A 23382-nucleotide genomic window follows, 5' to 3' on the forward strand; every position below is an offset into this window, starting at 1 on the left:
TCTATTGCCTCTTCTTTTTTACAATTAATTTCATTTGAAGTCTATATTCTTTATGCTTTTCTCCAAATTTTCAATTACTTGCAATCGAAATTCAAACTCTTGTCGTTCTTTCTCTGTCAACGTTTCCAATATTAATCCTGCAAAATAAGATATAATTGCTGTCACGGCTATAAAACCAGAAACAATTAATGTCGGAAAATTAGGGACAAACCCCGTTTGAAGAAATTTAATAGCAATCGGAAGAAACAGGAGTGCTGAAGCTAAAATTAATATCGTAGAAATTCTTCCAAAGAATCCCAGTGGATGATAGTTTTTATACAGTTTTCCAATCGTTTTTAATACTTTAAATCCATCCGAATATGTATTAAGTTTTGATTCGCTTCCCTCTGGTCTATCCCTATATTCAATAATTACATTTTCAATCCGCATATTTTTATCTACTGCATGGATCGTCATTTCTGTTTCAATTTCAAAACCTTTTGACAGAACCGGAAAACTTTTAACAAACAAATAACTAAATGCCCTGTATCCTGTCATAATATCTCTGATATCCGTTTTAAAAAGTCGATTAATAGAACCTCTAACAATACAATTTCCAAAATTATGAAATGGACGCTTATTTTCATCAAAATATGTAGATGATAAACGGTCTCCTACCACCATATCCGTTCTTTTTTTGAGCACCAAATTTGCCATTTGTTTTCCGTATTCCGCTGGATAGGTATCATCTCCATCAACCATGATGTAACATTGAGCATCAATCTCTCTAAACATCCGTCGTATGACATTTCCCTTTCCTTGTGAATACTCATGCCTAACCACAGCTCCTGCTTTGGTTGCTAAATCAGCTGTATTGTCACTAGAATTATTATCATACACATATATAACAGCTTCCGGAAGCTCCCTTTTCCAATCGGAAACTACTTTTTCTATCGTTTGAGACTCATTAAAACATGGGATTAATACTGCTATTTTATCCATATCGCTCTCCTTATCTTCACGTATGTGTTTCTTGTAATATTTCACTTTTATTATTTTTTATAAAAAACACATTAAAACAAACGAACACAAATGCAAACACTGTTCCTACTTGCGAACGATATGTAAACCAAAAATGAACCCAAGAATGCCCCGGACATGCTAAAAACCATACATACGGAGCACATCCTACTAATAAACAAAATACATATTTCGGTTTTTCCTTGAAAATTCTATATAACAAAAACAACAAAATACAAATGAGCATCATAATCAATATTTTTCCAAACAATGAATTCCAAGCAATTAAGTTTATTGGAAATATTTGCTTTATCTCTTTTGAAATAAGCTCTAATACATCTCTGCCGCTTTTCATATCATACTCAGATGATTGTATTCCATATTTCTTTGTTTCCAAATAAGCATCTAAAATAATATTTTTTCTTAGGATAATTGATGATAAAATCCATTTACTCATCCACAAGCCAAGATATCCTATTCACCAAGAAGCACTACACTTTAACAAAAAGACAAACTTGTCTTTTATCTGTTCATTTTCATGTTTAACATCTCTCTTTATCAATAACATATTCATAACTAATGTATATGATGCCATTGGCGTCACTAATAAATCCAAAAAGCTAGTCACTCCACCTACAACGAACATTGTAGCCGATTCATCATAGTCTTTTTTGCAAACAACTATTATACCTATTAATGCTACAAAAAAGCTTCCAAGGAAATTACTTGATGAACATAAAACAATCATATTCACCGACAATAAAGCCATCAAAAGAGAAAATCCAATTTTTTTACCAAATGTTTTCTCACTAATTCGGCAAGTACAAAAAATCAAAATTATAAATACGGCCTGGTAAATCAATCTAATTTGAGGTAATGTAAAAAACATCAACAATGGACGAATAAACACCTCACTCCCCATCCAATGCCTAGCATAGTCTCTATATGAAACTTTCTCATTTCCATCACTCAAAATTAATTGATTTAATGCTTCCAGAGGATTCATTCCTTTGAAAGACGCTCTATAATCTCCCATCGCTAAATTTAATACATTCTTTTGATTCGAAGCATATGCTACATTTAAATAAATAGCCTCTGAATAATTATCTAAACGTTGTGCTGCACTATCTTTTCCAGAATAAAACATTCTTGGATATACTCCCTCTTCATTTATCTGTTCCATAGAATTCCTTATATTCTTCTGAATTGGTTCATTTGGAAGTATATATATTATTGTTTTCAAAAAAGTAAATACTGCACATAACAAAATAAATAGTACTATGTATTTTTTCAAAAAAGCCGATATTTTTGAGTTTTTCATTTTAATATCCCTTTATTATTCTTTTTATTTTACCTGGTAGAAACATAATGCTTTTCCCAATTTTAAATGTAATTGTATTTTTTACATTCTCTATTGCTTTTTGAATTTCTTGATCAATATTTTGTTTTATACAGTCAGCACTCCACTTCTGCGCGCACCAATCCACAATATATAATTTAAATAGATTCTTTTCTTTTAATTCAAGTCCTTCTACTGCAAATTGTTCCTCTCGAGATAACTTTAAAAATCCGTTTCTTGCTTCTCCTAATACGTTTTTTTGCAATTCGAGTACACTTTCCAAACACAATTCATTTATAAATTTATCATTCAAAAAAAGAACCATATATATATAGCAAGAAAACAATCCATATGAATGTTCAAATGTGGTCCGTGTCGTCATAATAGAATTACTTCTATAACGCCTATTAAAAAATTGATTTGGCATATGTACTACTCTTTTTGCCATTATCATACATTGATATGTATATAAATTATCCTCATGAAGAATTCCGTTTACAAAATGTATGTTATTTTCTTCTAAAAATGACTTTTTTACCATTTGAAGCGGAACACTTGTCCGATAATCCCCATTTTTTTGCATTAAAGATAATAATTCTACTCCTGTATACACACCATTATATTTTGCGCTTCTTATATAATAGTCTATTGCCGCACTAACCGTTCCTTCTAAATCATCATCAACAAAGCTCCGGCCATCAAAGCATATCATATCAAGCGAATCTTTTTCAGCTCTAAAAAACAACTTATAAAGTGCATTTTTATCTAAAATATCATCGCTGTCCATAAAATAAATATATTTTCCATTTGCCAATTCAGCGCCCCTATTACGAGTGACCGAGAGTCCCGAATTTTTCTGTGTATATACTGATATTCTATGGTCTTTACTTGCCGCTTCTAACAACAGTTCCAACGAATTATCCTTTGAACCATCATTAATACATATAATTTCAATTTCATCTAACGTTTGATTCATAATACTATTCAAACATTCTTTCAAATAATTTTCCGTATTATACACTGGTATAACAACTGAAACTTTTGGAATATTTTTTTCTTCATTTTTTAATAAAAGTGTCAACTTATTTTCTTCATAATTTCTATTTCTTTTTTCAATGCATTCTAAAATATACTTAGTTCCTTTGCATTGATACAGATGTTCTAAATTAGAATAAAACGTTTCTTCTTGTTCCAACAAATTCATCCTTGTAAAATGTTCTTGCTGCATCTCTTGATATATTTTCACTTTTGCCTCTTTTGTTTTAACTGAATTTATATTATAAACACATCCAGCTAAAGTAACCTCTATAAAACTTTTCTTTACCTCTTCATAAATTCCTTTTTCATTCAGCGCATCAAACACTTGCTCATATGCTTCAAAAAACATTTCTGGATTTTTACTTTTTACACTTTGAAGATTATTCTTTTGTCCAATTCTATAACTTATTAAAACCTCATCTATATATGTAATTTTATTCGCTAACGCTAACGATAATAATACAAAAAAAGCATCATTTGTATGCTGCAATTCCTGAAACTGCAATTTTTCTCTTTCAATAAATTTTCTACTATATAATTTTGTCCATGGACACGGTGTCGTAATATTAAATATCTTTTCCGGTATATCCTTTCGTGAAAATACTGACTTATCTCCTATATACTCTTTCCGCAAAAAATCCGGTCTTTCTTTATGTTCTCCATTATCTACATTAAAACACTCCCCTCCAAACAAAACTATATCTGCATTTACTTTTTTCCCTTGTTTATATGTTTTTTCCAATAGTCCTCTTTCAAACAAATCGTCCGAATCAAGGAATATAACAAATTCTCCATTTGCTTGTTTCAATCCATTATTTCTTGCAACTCCAGCATATAAATTTCTTTGATGTAAAATTTTGATTCTATCGTCTCTTTTTGAATATTCTTCCAAAATTTCCAATGAACGATCCGTCGAACCATCATCTACACAAATAATTTCTATTTCTTTTAATGTCTGACATATTAAGCATTCAATAGCTTCTTCTAAATATGTTTCTGCATTATATACTGGCATTATAACCGAAACTTTAATTTCACTCATTTGTATTCCTCATTAAATGTTATTTTTTAGGACTTTTTTCGGCTCCATAAAGCCAATTTAATACAGCGCGGTATATATAGCAAATATTTTCCAACTCGAAATGTTATTGAATTTTTTATTGCTTTTATTTCATTTTCCAATCTCTCATCTTCTTTTCTTTGCTTTTCTTTTAACAAAATCACTTCGTCCCTAAATCTTCTATAAAACGGATATCCATACTTCTCTTTTCTATCTATTTCTAAACAATCATACACTCGTCTGATCCACTCTTCAATTTCTGTCTCACCCTCTATAATTCCACAACAAATTATCTCTCCAAACTCCTCCGTCATCCGAAACCACGTCAAATCAACTAGTCTTTCCAGATGATTTCTAACTGCCATATCCATATCCATATAGATACCCTTCAACAGCGCTATCCGTTTTTCTCTTGTCCATTTCAAATCTCTATGACCATAACGATATCGATACACCACTTTCTTTACCGCATAAAACTTTTCGGCAGTAATCATCGCTTTTACAAAAAATGGAGGATCCTGAAATCGAATCAATTTAGGGAAATACAACTGATGTTCTAATATAAATTCCCGGTTATACAAAAACCTATGATACCCAAAATCAAACTGCCAATCCTCATATTCGATCACACCCTCATTTGGAAACACATATCCAAAATACTGTTCCGGAAACTCTGTCCTGACCTCTCCCGTTCTATCGTCGTATTCGCTAAACTCCCCACCGCATATATGACATCCGCTTTTTTCTGCTTTTTCAAAAAGGACCTCCAGAATATCCTCCTCTGGATACCAGTCATCTGGATCCATAAAAATCAGATATTTGCCGGAAGCCTTTTTTATCCCGTTATTTCTTGCTGTCGAAACTCCCAGATTTTCCTGACGAATCGGCAAAATTCTGGCATCTGCTTTCGCATATTCTGTCAGAATCTCCCATGAGCGATCCGTTGAACCATCATCAATACATACTACTTCTATCTCTTTTAAGGTCTGTCTCAAAATACTATCCAGACATTCTTTCACATATACTTCCATATTATAAATAGGAACAATTACTGATACTTTCGTCATACTTTCTCCTATCATTTCTATTTTCTTTGTTCCATATATGCATCACAGACAGTCTGTACTTCTCCCGCCATTTTAAGTACGCCATGATCCAACCACGCTGCATGATCACAAAGTTTTTTCACTGTCTCTATATTATGTGACACAAATAATAAAGTTGTTCCACCCTCCAGCATGTGACTCATGCGTTCCATACATTTCTGTTGGAAAAGGAAATCACCTACTGCCAGAATTTCATCAACAATTAAAATCTCCGGCTTTACCATCGTTGCAATCGAAAAACCAAGTCTGGCAGACATACCTGATGAAAAGTTTTTAATTGGTGTATCAAGGAAATCATGTAATTCTGCGAAATCCACTATTTCATCAAAATGGTCATCCATAAACTTTTTTGAATGTCCCAAAACAGTTCCATTTAAATAAATATTTTCCCGGGCAGTTAAATTCGAATCAAAACCGGCTCCTAACTCAATCAATGGGGCAATTTCTCCATGTACTGTAATACTCCCTTTATATGGTTTTAAAATCCCACTGATCGCTTTTAAAAGCGTTGATTTTCCCGAACCATTCATACCAATCAGCGCCCATGCTTCTCCTCGTTTTATTTTAAAAGAGACATCTTTGACCGCCAAAAACTCTTGAAATATCAATTCTTTTTTTATCAACTTAATAATGTATTCTTTCAGGTTATCAACCTTTTCACTTGCCATATTAAAGCGTATGGTCACATGATCTATTTCGATTGCATAATCTTCCATTCCAACACCTGTTCCTTAAATATATAAAATAAAATCATCCTGTTTTCGTTTAAACATCAAAATCCCAAAGAATAGCATAATGAATGCTATTAGCCAACCACCTAAAAAAACACGCGGTCCCGGAAAATGACCGTAATAAACTAAATCTCTAAATTGTGCCACATAATAGTACAAAGGATTTAATCCTTTTACTACGAAAGCGACACTGCTTGGAAGAGACTCCACAGGATAAAAAATCGGAGTTAAGTACATCCATGCTGTAATAATTGCCTGATAGATATACTGAATATCTCGGAAAAAAACATTAAACTCTGCAAGAAAAAATCCAAGTCCACAACAAAAAATATAGATTTGAAGTACTACTAACGGAAACAAGAAAAAAGTCCAATAAATCCGGGCACGTGTTACAAGCATAACAATAAAAAGGGCACCAAATGAAAAAAGCAGATCTACCATACAACTTGTCACTTTAGATAATGTAAAAATATATTTTGGCACATACGTTTTCTTCAAAAGTGCCGCATTACCCGTAACAGAAGTCATCGCCTGGTTCGTCGATGTGGACATAAAATCAAACAACATCTTCCCCGTAAACAAATACACCGGGAAATTTTCAATATTCCGGCTGAACATCGTCGAAAACACAATCGTCATAATAATCATGACAAACAACGGATTCAGCACACTCCACAGATATCCCAGAAAGCTGCGTCGATATTTCAGTTTTATGTCACGGCTTACCAGCTGTATCAGAAGATCTTTGTATTTCATAAAAACATTGATCCGGTCAATCCAAGCCCTCATTTTTTGCTTCCTTTCTCTATCTCCAAATACTGTTTCCATGCGTCCATGGATGTGAATTTTTGAATTTCCTTCTGGTACTTCTCAGCTGCTGTTTTATGCTTTTTCATCAGTCTCCATGCGTCACGGTAAAGCCCACATGCAAGCCACAACTGTTTCCACTCTCTCTTTGCTAGAACTGCTTTTCCCGAAAATGGCTCAAACAACACAACTTTTTTCTTTCGAAATGCCTGAAATGGAGACTCAACTGGCGATAAAGCGATTATTTTTTTATCCGCAGGAAGCAGCCAGCCATTAAACGTCACTTTTTTTATCAGATTCGCCGCTTTTCGCGCCGGACTGAAGTATTCGTCTACCGTTTTCACTTCATAGGAATCCCGGTAGTCATCCGCATATTGTTTAATCCGACGATAGTCTTCTTCCCCTAATTCTTCCTTCAGATTTTCAATCGGTTTCAGCGCGACCTGTTCCCGGAGCCAGTTATTCAGCTTTTCTGCATCCGTTTTATATAACCACTCCGGCCCGCGGCAGAAATCATAGAATGCCTGATACGCCAATCGCATTTCTCCGTAGCGAAATTCAATGATATCCACTGTAATACGTTTCCAAATCCATTTAAGGATCTCTGTCTGACTTCTCTCCTGTTCGTTCAAAGCTGTTGTGATTAATGTGTTTCTCACATCGTAATACGTATTTACGCCTGTAAAGGTAAGTTCAAATCCCTTATGCCATACGCCAAATCCATTTAAAAAGACAATTCCTGCTTTCTGGTTCCGAATGCCAAATTCGATATCATCATGGTGAAGGAACAGCGGAATCGGCAGGTTATCCGGGCGCACAAGATTTAAACTCATGCAGCAGCACCACCAACCGGAATATGGCATATTTTTATGAACCGCTTCACACATATATTTATCCGTACATACGTGAAAATCTCTTAAATCTGCCAGCGGGAAATCGTTCTGTACCACGAATTCTTTGAACCACTCTCCGGCTGCCTGCTGAATATACGGAAAATCCTCCCGCCACAGGCTTCCGCCCAAAGTAATATCCTCCCACTCATCCTTCCGCATCCCCAAAAATCCATATGCCCGCACAAAAAGCTCCGGATCCATCACAGCGTCATCATCCATCATCTGCACATGCGTCAGTCCCAGGCGTTCTTTCTCCTCGATCGCTTCAATCATGCCCCTCGTAAAGCCGCCGGCGCCGCCGACATTTCGGTTGGGAATGATGCGAATTGTATCTGGATGCTGGTCAGCCAGGCGGCTGATTTCTTCGTGTTCCGAGAGTGTTCTCCCATTATCCACTAGCCAATAGCAGAGATTCATTGATGCATTTTCCGGTCGCTCTAAAAAGCGGAGAACACTTTTTAAATTTCGCAGCACATACGGTTCGCGTTTAAATGTACAGACAACCGCCGCGATGCGAACCGGCTTTTCCTCCTGGCATTTTCCCTCATACCACCCAGACAGCTGCGGTACAGCTGATTTGCTGCTTATTCCTGGTTTTACTGAAAACCAGAACACACCTTTATCTATCTCCTGATACGGAAATTCCAATGTCAGCGGCTCCGGCTGTCCGCTCAATTCGATTTCACGAATCATGGTTTCGTCATGCATCAGCCGGACTGCCTGGCAATCGCCCACTTCCAGATGCAGCGTCAGTGTTTCCTGATTTGTATATTTTTTTCTTTTTTCTATATAAAAGAGATTGAAATAGCCATTGAAATCAATCCACTCACCATTCCGGTGGAAATACAGCTCTTCTTCCCTGCAAATGTCCGGTTCTGGGAACCGTATATTCTGTAATCTCATCCGCTCTTCTCCTTCTTTTGTTTCGTCAGAACTGACGTTTCTGATGTTTCAGCGCCCAAACCGCCGCCCCATACAACCGATACCGGCTCATCCGGAGTGCCTTTACCGCCTTATTCCGGTTTGCATGGTAAATTCCCGGATATTTTTCCAATAATTCTTTGTCAAACCGAACCAGCTGATTTCTCACCTTTTTATCCGCCGGAAGGCTCAAAAGGATCTTGACTCTTCCTGCCGCTACGCGGGCGATTCCGCTCTCGATATAGCGCAGTTTTTCCTCGGAGCAGTTAATTTCTCCATTCCGGCATTTCTGATAAAATGCACACAGGGATTCCAGCACCCGGTCGTAATTTTTCTTGTTCTGCACCATTTTTTCCGGGCTGACACTCTGACCTACACGTCCAATCCGGTACTGGTAGACAAAATCCGGCAGAAAGGACACGGTCCGCACCCACGGAATCGGATACAGGATGTATTCCGCATCGACGTAATAACAATGTTCGTCGATCGAAAGCGGCATCTGTCTCAAAATCTCTGTCCGCCAGGTAATCCCATGCATTTTCATATAAACCTGATCAGCGATACCATCCAAAACGTATGATTTTCCGTATTTCACACCCTTGAATGGCTCTTTCATCTCCGCCTTACTCGGAAAAGAGGATTCCTCCCCGCTTCCATTGTCAAACCGCCAGTAAAAGCCGCTGACAACCGCATCATCGCTGGTATGTGCCAATGCATCTAATAAATTTGAAAATGCCTGCGGCTCGACCCAGTCGTCGGCATCGACGACCTTTAGATACCGGCCGCGCGCCTCCCGGATGCCGCAATTAATGCCGGAACCGTGACCGCCGTTTTCTTTATGAATCACACGGACTGTATCGGGATAGATTTTTGCATATTGATCTGCAATTTTTCCGGTGTGATCTGTCGAACCATCGTCTACCACCAACACTTCCAGGCACGACTGCCCATTTTTCTGGTATCTCGCATCCGGTTCTGTCTCTCCTTTCTCCATGTCTGAAATTTCAGGTTTTTCAAGAACTAGACGTTTGTTTGTACATTCGTCACAGAGAGAGTCCAATGTGTATTTAATATATTTTTCCGCGTTATACGCCGGGATGACGACTGTCAGAAGCGTTTCCATTGTCCGCCACTCCTTCCGTACTTTCTTTTAACATCATGATCTTCGGGGTCATCAGCATCAGCTTCAGATCCAGAAGCAGAGAATAATTCCGTATGTAGGTCAAATCCAGTTTCAGCTTGTCATAGGAAGTCGTATTGTATTTGCCGTAAACCTGAGCATAACCAGTCAGTCCCGCTTTCATTTTCAGGCGATAGCAAAATTCCGGGATCTCTTCCTCTATCTCCGCCGCCAGCTCCGGCCGTTCCGGGCGCGGTCCCACAATCGACATCTCGCCTTTCCAGATATTAAAAAGCTGCGGAAGCTCGTCCAGACGGGTTCTTCGAAGGAAATGTCCGACCGGCAGAATCCGGTCATCATTTTCAGCCGCCAATCTGGCGCCTGTTTTCGCTTCTGCATTCTGAATCATCGTCCGGAATTTGCAGATCTGGAACTCTTTTCCTCCCTCTGTCAGCCTCGTCTGCTTATAAAACACTGGTCCCCGGTCGGTCAGATAGATTGACAACGCCACCAGCAGAAAAAATGGCGATAAAACAACGATTCCCAATCCTGAAAAGAATAGGTCAATCGCCCGTTTTACAAACCGCTGTCCCCCGGAAATTCCTTCATTTCTGGACAGAAGAAGCGGGCTGTCGAAAATATCCAGTTCTTCGGACGTCCGAATCAGAATGTCTGAAAGTTTCGGCACCGTATAGGTACGGATGTCCTCTTCAAAACATTTTTTCAACAGTGCATTCCGGCCCTTGGCCGGAATATCGCCGATAATCAAGGCGTCAAATGCTCCTGCTTCCCGGATGATCGCCTCCATTCCCGCCCGGATATGAATCGCTTTCGCCAGGTAATATTTATCCTCGCGCGAATTAATTTTTTCCATCAGATGAAATGCCGGACGATCGCCGCATACCAGAAGCATTCTTCTCGGCGGAAACAGCAGCCGGTACAGCCGCTGAAATAAATATGTCCAGACGATCGCCGCCAGAAGCTGTACCAGCGTCATCGCCAGCAAAATCCGCGGATCGTGAAATTTCTTATCCAGCAATGAGATTTGTATATAGGTAATAATATTTAAAAGCCCGATCGACAGTATCTGGGAGCAAAGCAGATTTCCCTTTTTCAGATATCCGATCCGGAATCCCCCATATGTATATAGGAAGAAAAACAAAATTCCTGCATACAGGGCGATCATCAGCCAGTTTCCTCTTCTCCAAAATGGAAATTCAATTAATTTATTGAAATAACCGTTCCAGACGCATCCATAAATTCCCGTCAGGACAGCCATCAAAATGACCGCGCCTCCCATTCGGAACAGCCTCTTGAATGGTTCGTATTGTCTCAAAATCGTATCCTCTCGCAACTGTCTGCTTTCTCACAGGCAAACTCCGCGTACAAATGTACGGTTCTTACCAAACAGTTACTTTCTTTCATCTTTTTTTATCCTGAACTATCAGGCGTGCATTCTTTCCCGCAACTTTTTCTGATACAAATAGCCGCGAATCCCAACCGGCAGTATGCTTGCCGCCACACGCACAGCACAGTTACTTATATATTCAGGAAATGTCAAAAATCCACTTTTATAAAAATGGGTCTGCAGACGTATATTTTCTCTCGCATACGCCAGACCGCCGCGCCGCTGCATCATGCCATTTCCCGTTCTCGCGTATACCAGCACATCCGGCAGATTTTCCGCCCGATAACCAGCCTGCAGCATCCGCACCCATAGTTCGTAATCTTCGGCACCCTTCACGGCACGATAATTGCCAACCGCTAAAACAGCGTCCCGCCGCATCATAACCGCCATGTGGTTCATCGGGTTGCGCTTGCGGGCAAATATAAGAATCTCCTCATAACCGCACGGCAGCGTCCGGGTACCGGTGATACAACAATCTTCTGGAATCTCCACCGGCTCTTTCGGTGTATCTATCGTCCACTGCATATTTGCTGCTTTTTCCAGCGAATCCATCTCAAACTCGGCAATCGCCCCGCTCGCCAGCGCCAGCGCTGGGTTGCCTCGGAACTGCACCAGCTGCTTTTCACATCGTTCCGGACAGGCGATATCGTCGCTGTCCATGCGGGCAATCAGATTATTTCGGCAGCTTTCCACCCCTGCTGCCAGTGCCGGTCCTATGCCGCGATTTTCCGGCAGACGCACGATTTTCACCTGTTCGGACCATGTTTCTTCTAATTTTCTGATTACTGCATCGAGTTCTTCCGTCAGCGGACCATCGCAGACCAGGACAAACTCATCCGGGGAAACACTCTGTTTCATCATGCTGAGCGCCGCCCGGTAAAAATAGAACGGATTTTCCTTTCGGTAAACAGGCATCAGAACGGAATACTTCATATCTAAACTTCTCATATGCCTGCCACCTGCTCCCGGTTTTCATCGCCTTTTACACGGATCGCCAGTTCGACCCGCCGTGCTGCTCCCAGCATCGGTATCTCCAGCGTCACAACCCGTTTTCGGATTCGTTTCCGCACGATCTGTCCCAGCGACTCTCCCAATATGCCTTCCGCCGACACGAGCTCTCCCGCCTCGTTTACCTGTACGAGAAATCGTCTTACCGTATGCTGCGGATCCTCTCGAAGCAGACGTTTCAGGAAATCTTCCTCCGCCTTTTCCAACGGTACTGCCTTCTCATCGAGCGGAAGCTTCGCAGAACCAGCCAAAATTCCTATCTTCTGTTCCAGTTCTCCCGCATCATCCGTATCCACAAAGATATATCCCGGAAACATCGGCTCCACACCGATGTGATAAATCCCGCCCATCCGCCAGGACCGTTCTTTAGACAGCACAAAACAGGGCTTATCCGACTCTCCCGAATAAACCCGGTTCAATTTCTCTGCCATCTCAGCTTCTCTTCCTGTAGGCGTTTGTACTGCGTACCACATACCGAGCTTCTTCCTCTCGTTTTTACAGTTTTCGCAGAATACCTAGTTCTGCGAAATTTGGAGGAAATTTCAGAGACACAAAAGGAGCTTTATTTTGACAATATTGATTTTTAAATAGTATTAATTGGAAATTTGCTAAATAATTGATCAGAAATGCGTATCTTAATAATTTCATAATAGATTCTTGGGAGAAACTTCTATTGAATTCGCTCTAAAAGCATAGTATAATGAACAAAGATTTCGCAGAACTAGGTATTCTGCGAAATCTTTATTGTTTGATTTATTTTGCAATACTATACATTATATATACACATTATCTTTATGCTCAAATTGTGTATAATTGCCCTTACTTAGTTTTTTAACATACAAAAAGCAGAGATGGATCTTTTTATGATTTCATCTCTGCTTCCCAATTTTCTTATTCTTTTATGTCCTACCGAATTTTCCGATAGAACCGTATATCCCTTAATACCGTTATCTTAGATCCTTACTTTTTCTTCACCATACACCGTTTCTTAAAAAACGAAATGCCATAGCAGAGTACCTGATCGTAGTCATCCTCATACTCCTTCGCATACATTCTGTCATCAATCTGCCACAGAGCTGTATCGCACTCACTTTCTAATTTTTCCAGATTTTTCGTATACTTTGCCTCAAAGACTGCAACCCGTGCATTGATGGAATCGTAGACGACCACATCACTGCGCCCCTCTCCATGCTCCTTATTGGAATCCACCATATACCCAGCACCGGTAAAGATTCCAGCGAGAAAAGCATGGTAAAAATCTTCCCGATAATCATGGTAACTGATCGTGCGCCGCAGCAAAGCATTCATCTCTCTTGTAATGCCCTCGCTGTCACCGTTCCAGACCGCATCAAACAGGGCATTCCGATCACATTTCCTGGTGCTGTTATCGAACCATTTGATAACGATCGTTTCAAAGATCTCTTTAATTTCCGCATTCGGAATCATAAGGGCAGACATGCCATCTGGTAGTTCATCCTTATAATCAGCTCTGTGCGCTTTCGTTAAGTATCTTGTCAGATACAACATGCTCTGTTTTTTATCGCTTATTTCAAATATAATAATTATTTCTGTCTCGCCTTAAACGCCCGGTCAATCTCCCGCTTCGCGTCCTTTTTCGCCAGATCGTCTCTCTTATCATACAGCTTCTTACCGCGTGCCAGGCCAATCTCTACTTTTACGAGACTTCCCTTAAAATACACCTGCAGCGGCACCAGCGTATATCCTTTTTCTTTGATCTTTGACATCAGGCGGCGGATCTCCAGTTTGTGGAGAAGGAGTTTCCGCACACGCAGCGGATCTTTATTAAAGATATTTCCCTTCTCATATGGGCTGATATGCATGCCGAATACATACACCTGACCGTCGCTCTCGATCTTGATAAATGCTTCCTTGATGCTGCATTTACCCATGCGGATCGATTTGACCTCGGTACCGAATAACTCGATCCCGGCTTCGAATTTATCATCGATAAAATAATCATGGTAGGCTTTCTTATTGTTCGCCACCATCTTGATTCCTGCTCCCATTTTAATTCCTCTTTCCCTCTCTACTTTTTACATCTTATTTTACAATCTCCTACTTCCAATACACCGCCGGCATAAAATCAATCGTCCTCGCATACCGGTCGCACGCAGTCACGCGGACGCGGATAGTCTGACCGAGTTTGTACGTCTTTCTCGTCATCTCTCCGACCAGCTCATAGTGTGCTTCGTCAAATACGAAATAGTCGCCACGCAGTTCATTGACATGAACTAATCCTTCAACCGTGTTCGGCAGCTCGACATAGAAGCCCCAGTTGGTGACACCGGAAATGACTCCCTCGAATTCTTCTCCGATGTAATGTTCCATGTACTGGACTTTCTTCATCTTATCTGTTTCGCGCTCGGCTTCGTCAGCGCGGCGCTCCAGGGCCGAGGTCTGGACTGCCACTTCCGGCAGGATTTTTTCAAAATGGGCAGTTTTTCGCGCATCCATATTGCCGTGCAGGCACTCTTTGATGATCCGGTGGATCTGCAGATCCGGGTAACGGCGGATCGGGGAGGTGAAATGGGTATAGTATTTCGCCGCCAATCCAAAATGACCGGAGTTCAAGGTCGAATATTTCGCCTGTTTCATGGAGCGCAGCGTCAGACGGCTGAGCAATGCCTCCTCCGGCGTGCCCTCGATCTTTTCAAGCAGCTTTTGCAGCTCTTTCGGGTGGACTTCGCCGCCCGGCATCCGCAATGTATATCCAAAGTTGTTGATGAACGTGCCGAGTTTCGCCATCTTCTCCTCATCCGGTTTCTCATGGATTCGGTAGAGGAACGGCATTTCCTGCCAATAATAGTCCTCGGCTACCGTCTCATTTGCCATCAGCATGAAATCCTCGATAAGCTTCGTCGCCGCGTTGCGCTCATACGGCTTGATCTCGATCGGGCGTCCTTTGGCGTCGAGTAAAATCTTGCTCTCTGGAAAGTCGAAGTCAATCGCACCGCGCTCCTGGCGCCTCTTGCGGAGAAGCTGCGAAAGTTCTTTCATTTGCAGGAATAAATCCACAAATTCCTTATATTTCTCCTTTGTCTCTGCATCATCATCCGTGATGATCGCATTGACCGCCGTATACGTCATCCGGCGATCGACGCGGATCAATGTCTCTGCAATCTCATGTCCGATCACGACGCCTTTGTCATTGATCTCCATGATACAGCTCAGCGCCAGGCGATCTTCGCCCTGATTCAGGGAACAGATACCGTTTGAGAGTTTATGCGGCAGCATCGGAATGACGCGGTCGGTCAGATACACGCTCGTTCCGCGCTTTAATGCCTCGCGATCAAGCGGGCTGCCCTCGCGGACATAATGGGTCACATCCGCGATGTGTACACCGAGCCGGTAACCCTGCTCCGTCTTTTCCAGCGTGATCGCATCGTCGAGATCCTTCGCTTCCTCACCATCGATCGTAACTGTCGGCAGATCTCGCAGATCCTTGCGTCCCGCCTTGTCCTCCTCGCGGACGGTATCCGGGATCTCTTCAAGCTGCGCCATGACCTCCGACGGAAATTCTTCCGGCAGACCGTATGCTTTCACGATCGATAAAATATCGACTCCCGGATCGTTCATATGTCCGAGAATGCTGGTGATCACGCCCTCCGGCTTCTTATCCGGGCCGTTTCCGTAATCCTTGATCTTCACGATGACCTTATGACCGGTCACTGCGCCCGCGTCACACCCCTGCGGGATGAAAATGTCGCGTGAAATCCGTGGATTGTCCGGGATCACAAAGCCGAAACCGCCGTTTTTCTCATACAGACCGACCAGCTCCTGATTGGCGTGCTCCAGAATCCGCACGATACTTCCCTCGGCTCTGCGTCCGCCGTCGCTCTCCTGCTCAATCACAACCAGCACCTTATCGCCGTGCATCGCGCCCTTTGTTTTTTCACGCGGAACGAACACATCCTGCTCACGTCCCTCGATTGTCACAAAACCGAAGCCCTTCGGGTGTCCCGAATAAATACCTGCCTCTGAAAATGTCTCCGGGCGTCCCAGCTTGCCCTTGCGGGACATGCTGATTTTTCCCTCTTCCAGCAGATGATCGATAACCCGCTGCAGCTCCCAGCGCTGTTCCTTCGGAATATTTAAAAGAAGTGCCAGCTCCTTCAGCTTCATCGGCACGTATGCCGGTTCATTCATGACATCCTGAATCATCTTGCAGCGGCGGGTAAACTCCTCCTCGGAAGCACCAGCATCCTCACGCTCCTTCTTGCCGCGCTTTTCGCGCTTCTTATTCATCCCACGCTCAAACTTCCGATCACGGTCTTTCTTTTCCGCTTTATCCTTTTTCCGGCGCACTGATTCCTCTTTCGGACCTTTCGCACGCTCCGGCTTTTTCTTCTTTTTTCCGTACCTCTCTTCCCACTCGCCGATCAGCCCATCCCCATCAATCTGGCGCTGTACGCTGCTCTCCCGGCTTTCTCCGGACATTTTCTCTTCCCGCGCTTCTTCTTTCCGCATCGCAAACCGCTGTTCTGCATTCTTCCGGATCGTCTCCAGCATATCATCCGAGAGCTTCATCTCCGTCTGCTGACGTTTTTCAAACGTCTCTCTTTCTCTCCTGCGATTTTCCGGCATTTTCTGTCCTTCCTCTTTCTGTGAAGCTGCCGCACTCTGCATCTGCGCCTGGCGCTTCTGCTGTTTTGCGTATTTCTGAGCCTCGCTTCTCTTTATTTTTCCCATGATTTTATCAAATATGTTCAAATTTATCTCACTTCTCTTTCTCAATATGAAAAAAAGGCTGCCACGCGACAGCCTCTTAAAGGTTCCTTACAGGAATTTCAAATTCAAAACTAATGCAAGGATCAGCCACAGAATTGCAGCATATTTGGTCAGCTTCTCCAGCTTTCCTTCCATAGAACGGCTTTTATTTCTGCCCCAGTAGCTGTCAGCCATACCGCCGATGGAACCGGACAGACCTGCCGATTTGCCCTCCTGCAGTAGGATTACCGCCGACAGGAATACACAGATAATAATAAATATGATCGTAAGGATCGTCTTGATCATCTTCGCACCTCCTGAATAAACATAGTAATCATAGCATATTTTCGGCGGAAGGACAACTGTTTTTTTCCCGACTTCAACCCGGGAATTTGCCGTATTTAAATGCGAAGCCACGGCAAATTCCGTTACCGGGCTTGATTTTATCTCCCGTCGTGCGATACAATAGAGTTCTATCACATTTACAATCAGCGAAATCCTTTTTTTCATGGGAACAGCTATTTTTTATCATAAAATGAGTCAGGAGGGTTCTATTTTGAAAAAATTCACTTCGGCGTTTGGGCGTCTGTTTCTCTCTGCCGTCCTTATTTTTCTGGTGTTCTACACCATGATGCCAGCCATCAATCTGCACGATCAGGATTTCATCGTATTCCTGATTATCTGCATTCTGATTGTACTGGCAGTCAACTTTATGGAAAGCATTCTCATATTTCTGAAAACAGTGCAGCAAAACCGCGGCGTTGAGATCGTGCGCGATCCTGTGACTGGACGGATGGTTCTGCGGCGCAAGTACGCCGACGCCTCCGGCAGTCCGTTTGCCGGTTTTAAGGCGATGGGACGCCCGTGCAAATATGGCACGATCGCGATCGCTGTCCTGATCTTCTTTTCCCTGATCGCCTCGGCGGCGGGCATCCAGCTTTTTAATGCGTCCCGCTACCGCGATCTGATCACCGTTACCGAGGGCGATTTTGCCTCAGATGTCGCAGAGCTTGGCATGTCGCAGATCCCGGTCGTTGATAAGGACACCGCCTCCCGGCTCGGAAGCAAAAAGCTCGGTGAGATGACCGACCTGGTCTCCCAGTTTGAGATTCAGGAAAATTACACACAGATCAACTACAAGGGGACACCGTACCGCGTGACGCCTTTGCGCTATGCCGACCCGATCAAGTGGCTGTACAACCAGAAGAAGGGACTTCCGGCATACATTGCTGTCAATATGGTCGATCAGAATACTGATCTCGTCTGGCTGTCCTCCGGCATGAAGTATTCCACCAGTGAATATTTCTTCCGCAATATCAACCGCTACATCCGTTTCTGCTACCCGACACGGATGTTTGAGACGGTCTCCTTCGAGATCGACGACGATGGAAATCCATACTGGGTGGCGCCGACCATCGCCTACCGGATCGGCTGGTGGAACGGCAAGGACATCGACGGCGCGATCCTCGTCAATGCTGAGACCGGCGAATCTAAGTGGTACGCCAAGGCGGATGTCCCACAGTGGATCGACCAGCTCTATGATTCGAACCTCATCATGGAACAGCTCGACGACAACGGCAGATTTCAGAATGGTTATTTAAACTCTATCTTCGGTCAGCGCGGCGTGCGTCGGACGACCTACGGCTACAACTATCTAGCCATCGATGACGATGTGTGGCTGTACACCGGCATGAGCTCTGTAACCTCAGATGAGTCGAACATTGGCTTCGTCCTCGTCAACCTGCGGACGAAAGAAACGAAATTTTACACCGTTCCGGGCGCCACCGAGCTCGCCGCAATGGATTCCGCGCGCGGACAGGTGCAGCACTTAAATTACAGTGCGACCTTCCCGCTTCTCTTAAATATTTCCGGACGACCGGCATATTTCATTTCCCTGAAAGATGCTGCAGGGCTTGTGAAAATGTATGCGTTCGTCGATGTCGCGCAGTACCAGATCGTCGGCACCGGACAGACGATCGATGAGGCGAAGCGCAATTACCGTGAGACGCTGGGACAGGAGGAAATCGAAGATCCGACTGCCAAGGAACCGGCGGCAAGCGAGAATGTCTCCGGCACGGTCGAGGCGATCGAGAATGTCGTCATTTCCGGCAACACCTACTACTATTTCACGCTGACCGATGACCGCACCGACAGCATCTACACCGCTGCGATCACCGTTTCCGAGCGGCTTCCATTCGTGCAGGCGGGCGACTCCGTTTCCTTTGAGTGCGTCGAGAATGGTTCTACAAAAGAAGTTATAACCTGGAGGTAAGATAACATTGAAAAGTGAAGATATGATTTTAAAGGCAGCCATCGTGCACATCCTTGATTCTTCGGTGGGAATTCCGGTTCTCTCCGACCAGAGCATGGAGGTCGGACCCGATTTTTCCGACTTCCTGAAAGCGCATATCGAGAAAATAACGGAAAGTGACGATGTCAAGCACTGTACATTTGCAGAAGGATCCGAGGTCAAAGAGCTGCTGCAAAACTGCACCCCGGACAATTTCGTCGAGACGAGCAAACAGCTCGCCGAGCGCCTCTACGACATCATGAATGCGAATATTGACATTCCAGCCGCCGATGTGGCGATGACCGTGTTCGGCTGCAAGGGCAAGGATTATCTGGCATTCTTAAAGATGAACTACAAGACCTCCTACACGCATCAGACCAGGGAAACGGACGGCGGCAACAGCAACGAGATCATTTTACAGCGCGCACTGCTTCCGGGACAGGGACAGCGCCTCTCCGAGGCGTTTGTCCTCGATCTCTCCGACGGCTCCCTGATTCTGGCTGAGAAAAAATATGAGGTCAACGGCGAAAAATGCTTCTATTTCTCCGAGCTCTTCCTCGAATGCCGCGCCCCGCTCTCCCAGAAATCCAAACTCGACATCGTCACCCGCGCCGTCGATCAGGTTGCCAAAAAATATTACGGCGACGAGGATGCACAGAAAAAGATGGAAATCAAAGACATTATCTGTAATGAATTAGAGGAACAGGGCGAAATCAAGGTGTCCGAACTGCGCGAAAAAGTATTTCCCGGCAGCCCGGAGATGCTCGAGGAGCTGGATGAAAAACTCGACCGCTACAACCTCTCCTACGAGACGGTCGCGCCGAAAAATGAGCAGACGATCAAGAAATTCCAGAAACAGAAGCTGTACACTGACACCGGCATTGAGATCACGATCCCGATGGAAGAATACAGAAATCCCGACCATGTGGAGTTTATCACCAACATGGACGGGACAATCTCGGTGTTGATTAAAAATATTGGGATGCTGAGCAGTAAATAGCATCTCACACAAAATTTATTTATCGGCTGATTCAAACGATTGCGATACATAATAACAGAAACATCCATCAGTCATGCCGCTGATCAAATCTTGTATACACCTCACAGAACCGCGCCGCAAACGACGGCTCGCGTCCACCCGCATACAGATGAGAAACATCCCCAAAACTGCTCATGCGGAAGGATGCGACGCCGGAGCGGCGCTCTTCTGTATAGAGCACCGTCACCGACGACGGCGCCGCACAGGTTCCGTGCCAGAGCTGCATCGGAGAGATATTTAAGAGATGGGAAAGCAGGACGCACTCGACGCCAAAATGACAGAATAAAACAATCGTGTCCTCATTCGGTGCCACGGCCCGGTAAAACAGTCCATTTCTCACATATCCGTGCCGTCTGAGCAGCCGGTCAAGCGCTCCATTCACCCAGTCGTACTCTTCTTTTACATGGGCGTTCTGAAAGATTTCTGTTTCATGCCAGTGATCCTTATCAAAATACTTCGGCTCCGCCATCCACGCATCCGGCAGCCAGTCCCAGACACAGTGCCCGGAATCCTTTCCCGGATGTACCGCCTGCGGGGCAAATTCACGCAGCCAGCTGCAGGTTTCTGCCGTGCGGCAGGCTTTTTTTAAGGTCAGGGACGCCGTGTCCTTCGCACGCCCCAGCGGCGATACATAATAAGCCGCCACCGGAATCGGCGCCAGACGGTCTGCCAGAAGCTTTGCTTCCTCCCAGCCAGCCGGGGTCAGGGAATCAATTGAGTAATCAGGATCCGCATGGCGGACAATCAGAAGGCGCATAGGAAAACTCCTTTCGTAAAGAAATGTTACAAAACCAAAAAGCGCGGTGCTCATGACCAAGGGATGTATCTGGGCGCGGGCAAAATCAGAGCATCTTCCGATACTCCTGCTTCCACCCATTTAAAAGTTCTTCCGCACTCTCCATCCGCCGGACCGGATTGCGGTCAAACATCGTCTCGACCATGCGGACATTCCCGCACTTCTCCGCGGTCTGGTTCGCCTCGTCGAGTTCCCGTTTCCAGATCTTCTTCTGTTCCGGCGTCATCGCAGCCGCATGCCGCTCCTTAAGCTCCAGCTTCGGGTCAATCAAGGCAAGCTGGTACAGGTGCTTCAGCATCTCCGGGCTCTTGTCGAAATTGTAGGCCATTTCATAAGCGGTAAACGCTTTCTCAAACCAGAAAATCCCGGCATACGCCGCCCCGATATTGTTCCAGATCTTCGCAGTAAATTCGTCAGTCAGCGATTTGACCCGCCAGTCCTCCAGAATCCGGTTGTAGTAATAGATCGCCGTCCCAAACTGCCGCAGGCGGAAATAGTAATCCGCCGTCTCCTTCCGGAACTCCGCCGCATTCATTTTGCGAAATGCCGCCAATTTCTGGCGGTATGCCGCAATCTCCTTTGCCGTATAATAACAGCACTCCTGCAGAATCACGATCGGCAGCTCGTCCTGGCTCTCGCCGCTCCGCTGCCATGCCTCCAGTTTGCCGGCCAGAAACGAAAGTCCCAGCTCCGAACGGATAAACTCAATCAGGCGGTCATCCACAAATCCATCCAGCACCAGAAGCGGATTCTGATAAATGACATAACACAGCTCCTGCGATGATGCGATATGGACGCCCAGCCGTTCTATGTAAAAAGGATGTCGAACCGGCTCCTGCCGGCAAAGTATCAGACTCATAATGAAACCTCTTGTTTAATCATCCGGTTTGTCGCCGGAAACAATTCTCCAAATCCCAAATCACGTATCATGACGATCATCGTGTCTTCCCCGGTAAATCCAAATGCCATCTCGATCCGGGTCGTCCGGTCCGGGCGTTTCGGGAATCCCTCGAGCGGAATCTTCACCGTCTTCTTTTTGCGCGGTTCCAGCGGCTGGAGTGAAAATTCTACCTCCGGCGTGCCCGACACGATAAATTCCGCCGTCATTTTCGTCTCATACCAGCTGTCCCCGGCGGATGCCAGCACCAGCTGTCCCTCTTTTTCACGCTCCTGAATCTTTAAGGAAACCGTTGTTTTCAGCCGCCCCTCACAGATACAGGTAAAATGGTACGCACTCTGCGCTTCACAGAGATCTTCCGAGCGGATCAGCGCCCCTCGGGTAAATACATCCATCTCCGCAAACACCCGGCGCCGTTTGCAGATCTGCTGCATAAAATCTGCCGCCCAATCCGTCTGTGCAAATCCCCTGCCGGTCAGGATGATCGCTGAAAACAGGCGCTTCTGCATCAGCCGTTCCGCACAGGAGGAAAGGATCCGGTCTGCCATATGGATGCCCGCGTCGCTGTCCAGCACATTTAAGTGGAATGACTCCTCCAGTTCCTCCTGATCCGCGACCACCTGCATCTGGCGCAGCCCGCGCTGCACTCTCAATTCATAATAATGAAGACCATTCTCCGAAAGTTCAAACATTCCCACCTGGTTGCTCCAGACTTCCCGTTTCTGGCTCATCACGTAATATACAAAGCTCTCCGCGTGACTGATCACATGCACCCGGCTCCGGTCGATTTCCAGAAAATCGGCACAGTACATCAGGCAGTCCACCAGCTTTACCTCAAGCTTTGGCACCGTGATCACCAGGTTTTCTATCTCTTCTTTTCCGGACGCCTGTCTGGGAATCGCAAGCACCTGCTTCAGGAACATTTTCAGCAGATATAAGCCCTCGTAGCGGACACCGTCGATCGTGGCGGTGCCGTCCTTCATCGCCAGGGAAAGCAGCTTATCTTCCACTACCATGCCCTCTAACGCGCCCCCGGCACTCTCCTCTGCCACCCGCCAGACGTCCGAATCCGGTTCTTTTCCGATCCGGGTCGGAACCGACCAGATCGTCTCCTGACCCTGACAGGATATATGTGTGCATGAATCACACAGATCCATGCCAATTATAAGTCCATTCATCTATCGTTTGTCCGTCTGTCCCT

21 protein-coding genes are annotated in these 23382 nt (G+C 44.4%); 2 read left to right on the plus strand and 19 right to left on the minus strand.

Annotation, left to right across the window (positions count from 1 at the left end; all coding sequences use genetic code 11):
- Positions 1-30: 30 nt before the first annotated feature.
- The 16 genes from PUQ60_RS02355 to secG all read right to left on the minus strand — a co-directional run bounded on the left by PUQ60_RS02355 (position 31) and on the right by secG (position 17464).
- Positions 31-981: a glycosyltransferase family 2 protein gene (locus tag PUQ60_RS02355; protein ID WP_118472836.1), complete on the minus strand. Its 951-nt coding sequence runs from the start codon at positions 979-981 to the stop codon at positions 31-33.
- A gap of 16 nt (positions 982-997) precedes the next feature.
- Positions 998-1456 carry a hypothetical protein gene (locus PUQ60_RS02360; RefSeq protein ID WP_273400862.1) on the minus strand — a complete coding sequence of 153 codons (459 nt, stop codon included), beginning with the start codon at positions 1454-1456 and terminating at the stop codon, positions 998-1000.
- 21 nt (positions 1457-1477) lie between these two features.
- Complete coding sequence (locus PUQ60_RS02365; RefSeq protein WP_273400864.1) at positions 1478-2320, minus strand: hypothetical protein; 843 nt, start codon at positions 2318-2320, stop codon at positions 1478-1480.
- A 1-nt stretch (position 2321) separates the two neighbouring features.
- Complete coding sequence (locus tag PUQ60_RS02370; RefSeq protein WP_118472838.1) at positions 2322-4418, minus strand: glycosyltransferase; 2097 nt, start codon at positions 4416-4418, stop codon at positions 2322-2324.
- 26 nt (positions 4419-4444) lie between these two features.
- Positions 4445-5503, minus strand: a complete 1059-nt coding sequence (locus tag PUQ60_RS02375; protein ID WP_273400866.1) for a glycosyltransferase — start codon at positions 5501-5503, stop codon at positions 4445-4447.
- A 17-nt stretch (positions 5504-5520) separates the two neighbouring features.
- On the minus strand, positions 5521-6258 hold the full coding sequence (locus tag PUQ60_RS02380; protein WP_118490660.1) for an ABC transporter ATP-binding protein: 738 nt from the start codon (positions 6256-6258) through the stop codon (positions 5521-5523).
- Positions 6259-6273: 15 nt separating this feature from the next.
- A complete protein-coding gene (locus PUQ60_RS02385) occupies positions 6274-7062 on the minus strand; it encodes an ABC transporter permease (RefSeq protein ID WP_118490658.1) in 789 nt (262 codons plus the stop codon).
- On the minus strand, positions 7059-8876 hold the full coding sequence (locus tag PUQ60_RS02390; RefSeq protein WP_273400868.1) for a glycosyltransferase: 1818 nt from the start codon (positions 8874-8876) through the stop codon (positions 7059-7061). Before PUQ60_RS02390 ends, PUQ60_RS02385 begins: the two co-directional genes overlap by 4 nt.
- A gap of 25 nt (positions 8877-8901) precedes the next feature.
- Entirely contained in the window at positions 8902-9888 is a 987-nt protein-coding gene (locus tag PUQ60_RS02395) for a glycosyltransferase (RefSeq protein ID WP_337376340.1), read from the minus strand.
- A gap of 91 nt (positions 9889-9979) precedes the next feature.
- Positions 9980-11350: an exopolysaccharide biosynthesis polyprenyl glycosylphosphotransferase gene (locus tag PUQ60_RS02400; protein ID WP_273400872.1), complete on the minus strand. Its 1371-nt coding sequence runs from the start codon at positions 11348-11350 to the stop codon at positions 9980-9982.
- Between the two features lie 108 nt (positions 11351-11458).
- Positions 11459-12370 carry a glycosyltransferase gene (locus tag PUQ60_RS02405; RefSeq protein ID WP_118490650.1) on the minus strand — a complete coding sequence of 304 codons (912 nt, stop codon included), beginning with the start codon at positions 12368-12370 and terminating at the stop codon, positions 11459-11461.
- Entirely contained in the window at positions 12367-12903 is a 537-nt protein-coding gene (locus PUQ60_RS02410; RefSeq protein WP_118472846.1) for a transcription termination/antitermination NusG family protein, read from the minus strand. The genes PUQ60_RS02405 and PUQ60_RS02410 overlap by 4 nt, the downstream gene beginning before the upstream one ends.
- A 487-nt stretch (positions 12904-13390) precedes the next feature.
- Entirely contained in the window at positions 13391-13876 is a 486-nt protein-coding gene (locus PUQ60_RS02415) for a PD-(D/E)XK nuclease domain-containing protein (RefSeq protein ID WP_333549112.1), read from the minus strand.
- A 116-nt stretch (positions 13877-13992) separates the two neighbouring features.
- Positions 13993-14457, minus strand: coding sequence for an SsrA-binding protein SmpB (gene smpB, locus PUQ60_RS02420; RefSeq protein ID WP_022358767.1), 465 nt, complete (start codon positions 14455-14457; stop codon positions 13993-13995).
- A gap of 49 nt (positions 14458-14506) precedes the next feature.
- Complete coding sequence (rnr, locus tag PUQ60_RS02425; RefSeq protein ID WP_273400883.1) at positions 14507-16612, minus strand: ribonuclease R; 2106 nt, start codon at positions 16610-16612, stop codon at positions 14507-14509.
- A gap of 615 nt (positions 16613-17227) precedes the next feature.
- Positions 17228-17464 carry a preprotein translocase subunit SecG gene (gene secG, locus PUQ60_RS02430; protein ID WP_107000428.1) on the minus strand — a complete coding sequence of 79 codons (237 nt, stop codon included), beginning with the start codon at positions 17462-17464 and terminating at the stop codon, positions 17228-17230.
- Positions 17465-17714: 250 nt separating this feature from the next.
- Here secG and PUQ60_RS02435 point away from each other — a divergent pair, with 250 nt between their 5' ends.
- Positions 17715-19430 (plus strand): CvpA family protein, encoded by a 1716-nt coding sequence (locus PUQ60_RS02435; RefSeq protein ID WP_273380899.1) that lies wholly within the window; start codon positions 17715-17717, stop codon positions 19428-19430.
- Positions 19431-19437: 7 nt separating this feature from the next.
- Complete coding sequence (locus tag PUQ60_RS02440; protein WP_117795671.1) at positions 19438-20448, plus strand: nucleoid-associated protein; 1011 nt, start codon at positions 19438-19440, stop codon at positions 20446-20448.
- 67 nt (positions 20449-20515) lie between these two features.
- Here PUQ60_RS02440 and PUQ60_RS02445 read toward each other — a convergent pair whose 3' ends face one another.
- The 3 genes from PUQ60_RS02445 to PUQ60_RS02455 all read right to left on the minus strand — a co-directional run bounded on the left by PUQ60_RS02445 (position 20516) and on the right by PUQ60_RS02455 (position 23359).
- Complete coding sequence (locus PUQ60_RS02445) at positions 20516-21244, minus strand: histidine phosphatase family protein (protein ID WP_273380898.1); 729 nt, start codon at positions 21242-21244, stop codon at positions 20516-20518.
- Between the two features lie 85 nt (positions 21245-21329).
- Positions 21330-22142, minus strand: a complete 813-nt coding sequence (locus tag PUQ60_RS02450; protein WP_273380896.1) for a hypothetical protein — start codon at positions 22140-22142, stop codon at positions 21330-21332.
- Entirely contained in the window at positions 22139-23359 is a 1221-nt protein-coding gene (locus PUQ60_RS02455) for a DUF5716 family protein (RefSeq protein ID WP_273380894.1), read from the minus strand. Before PUQ60_RS02455 ends, PUQ60_RS02450 begins: the two co-directional genes overlap by 4 nt.
- Positions 23360-23382: the final 23 nt, after the last annotated feature.

Source organism: Clostridium sp. AF02-29 (assembly GCF_934835585.1).
Classification (GTDB): Bacteria; Bacillota; Clostridia; order Lachnospirales; family Lachnospiraceae; genus Otoolea; species Otoolea fessa.

Coding starts and splice junctions, on each gene's coding strand:
- PUQ60_RS02370 (WP_118472838.1), bottom strand. CDS start 4,418: ATGAGTGAAATTAAAGTTTCGGTTATAATGCCAGTATATAATGCAGAA.
- PUQ60_RS02365 (WP_273400864.1), bottom strand. CDS start 2,320: ATGAAAAACTCAAAAATATCGGCTTTTTTGAAAAAATACATAGTACTA.
- PUQ60_RS02385 (WP_118490658.1), bottom strand. CDS start 7,062: ATGAGGGCTTGGATTGACCGGATCAATGTTTTTATGAAATACAAAGAT.
- PUQ60_RS02395 (WP_337376340.1), bottom strand. CDS start 9,888: ATGGAGAAAGGAGAGACAGAACCGGATGCGAGATACCAGAAAAATGGG.
- PUQ60_RS02450 (WP_273380896.1), bottom strand. CDS start 22,142: ATGAGTCTGATACTTTGCCGGCAGGAGCCGGTTCGACATCCTTTTTAC.
- PUQ60_RS02390 (WP_273400868.1), bottom strand. CDS start 8,876: ATGAGATTACAGAATATACGGTTCCCAGAACCGGACATTTGCAGGGAA.
- PUQ60_RS02375 (WP_273400866.1), bottom strand. CDS start 5,503: ATGACGAAAGTATCAGTAATTGTTCCTATTTATAATATGGAAGTATAT.
- secG (WP_107000428.1), bottom strand. CDS start 17,464: ATGATCAAGACGATCCTTACGATCATATTTATTATTATCTGTGTATTC.
- PUQ60_RS02380 (WP_118490660.1), bottom strand. CDS start 6,258: ATGGAAGATTATGCAATCGAAATAGATCATGTGACCATACGCTTTAAT.
- PUQ60_RS02405 (WP_118490650.1), bottom strand. CDS start 12,370: ATGAGAAGTTTAGATATGAAGTATTCCGTTCTGATGCCTGTTTACCGA.
- smpB (WP_022358767.1), bottom strand. CDS start 14,457: ATGGGAGCAGGAATCAAGATGGTGGCGAACAATAAGAAAGCCTACCAT.
- PUQ60_RS02445 (WP_273380898.1), bottom strand. CDS start 21,244: ATGCGCCTTCTGATTGTCCGCCATGCGGATCCTGATTACTCAATTGAT.
- PUQ60_RS02355 (WP_118472836.1), bottom strand. CDS start 981: ATGGATAAAATAGCAGTATTAATCCCATGTTTTAATGAGTCTCAAACG.
- PUQ60_RS02415 (WP_333549112.1), bottom strand. CDS start 13,876: ATGATTCCGAATGCGGAAATTAAAGAGATCTTTGAAACGATCGTTATC.
- PUQ60_RS02360 (WP_273400862.1), bottom strand. CDS start 1,456: ATGAGTAAATGGATTTTATCATCAATTATCCTAAGAAAAAATATTATT.
- rnr (WP_273400883.1), bottom strand. CDS start 16,612: ATGATTCAGGATGTCATGAATGAACCGGCATACGTGCCGATGAAGCTG.
- PUQ60_RS02410 (WP_118472846.1), bottom strand. CDS start 12,903: ATGTGGTACGCAGTACAAACGCCTACAGGAAGAGAAGCTGAGATGGCA.
- PUQ60_RS02455 (WP_273380894.1), bottom strand. CDS start 23,359: ATGAATGGACTTATAATTGGCATGGATCTGTGTGATTCATGCACACAT.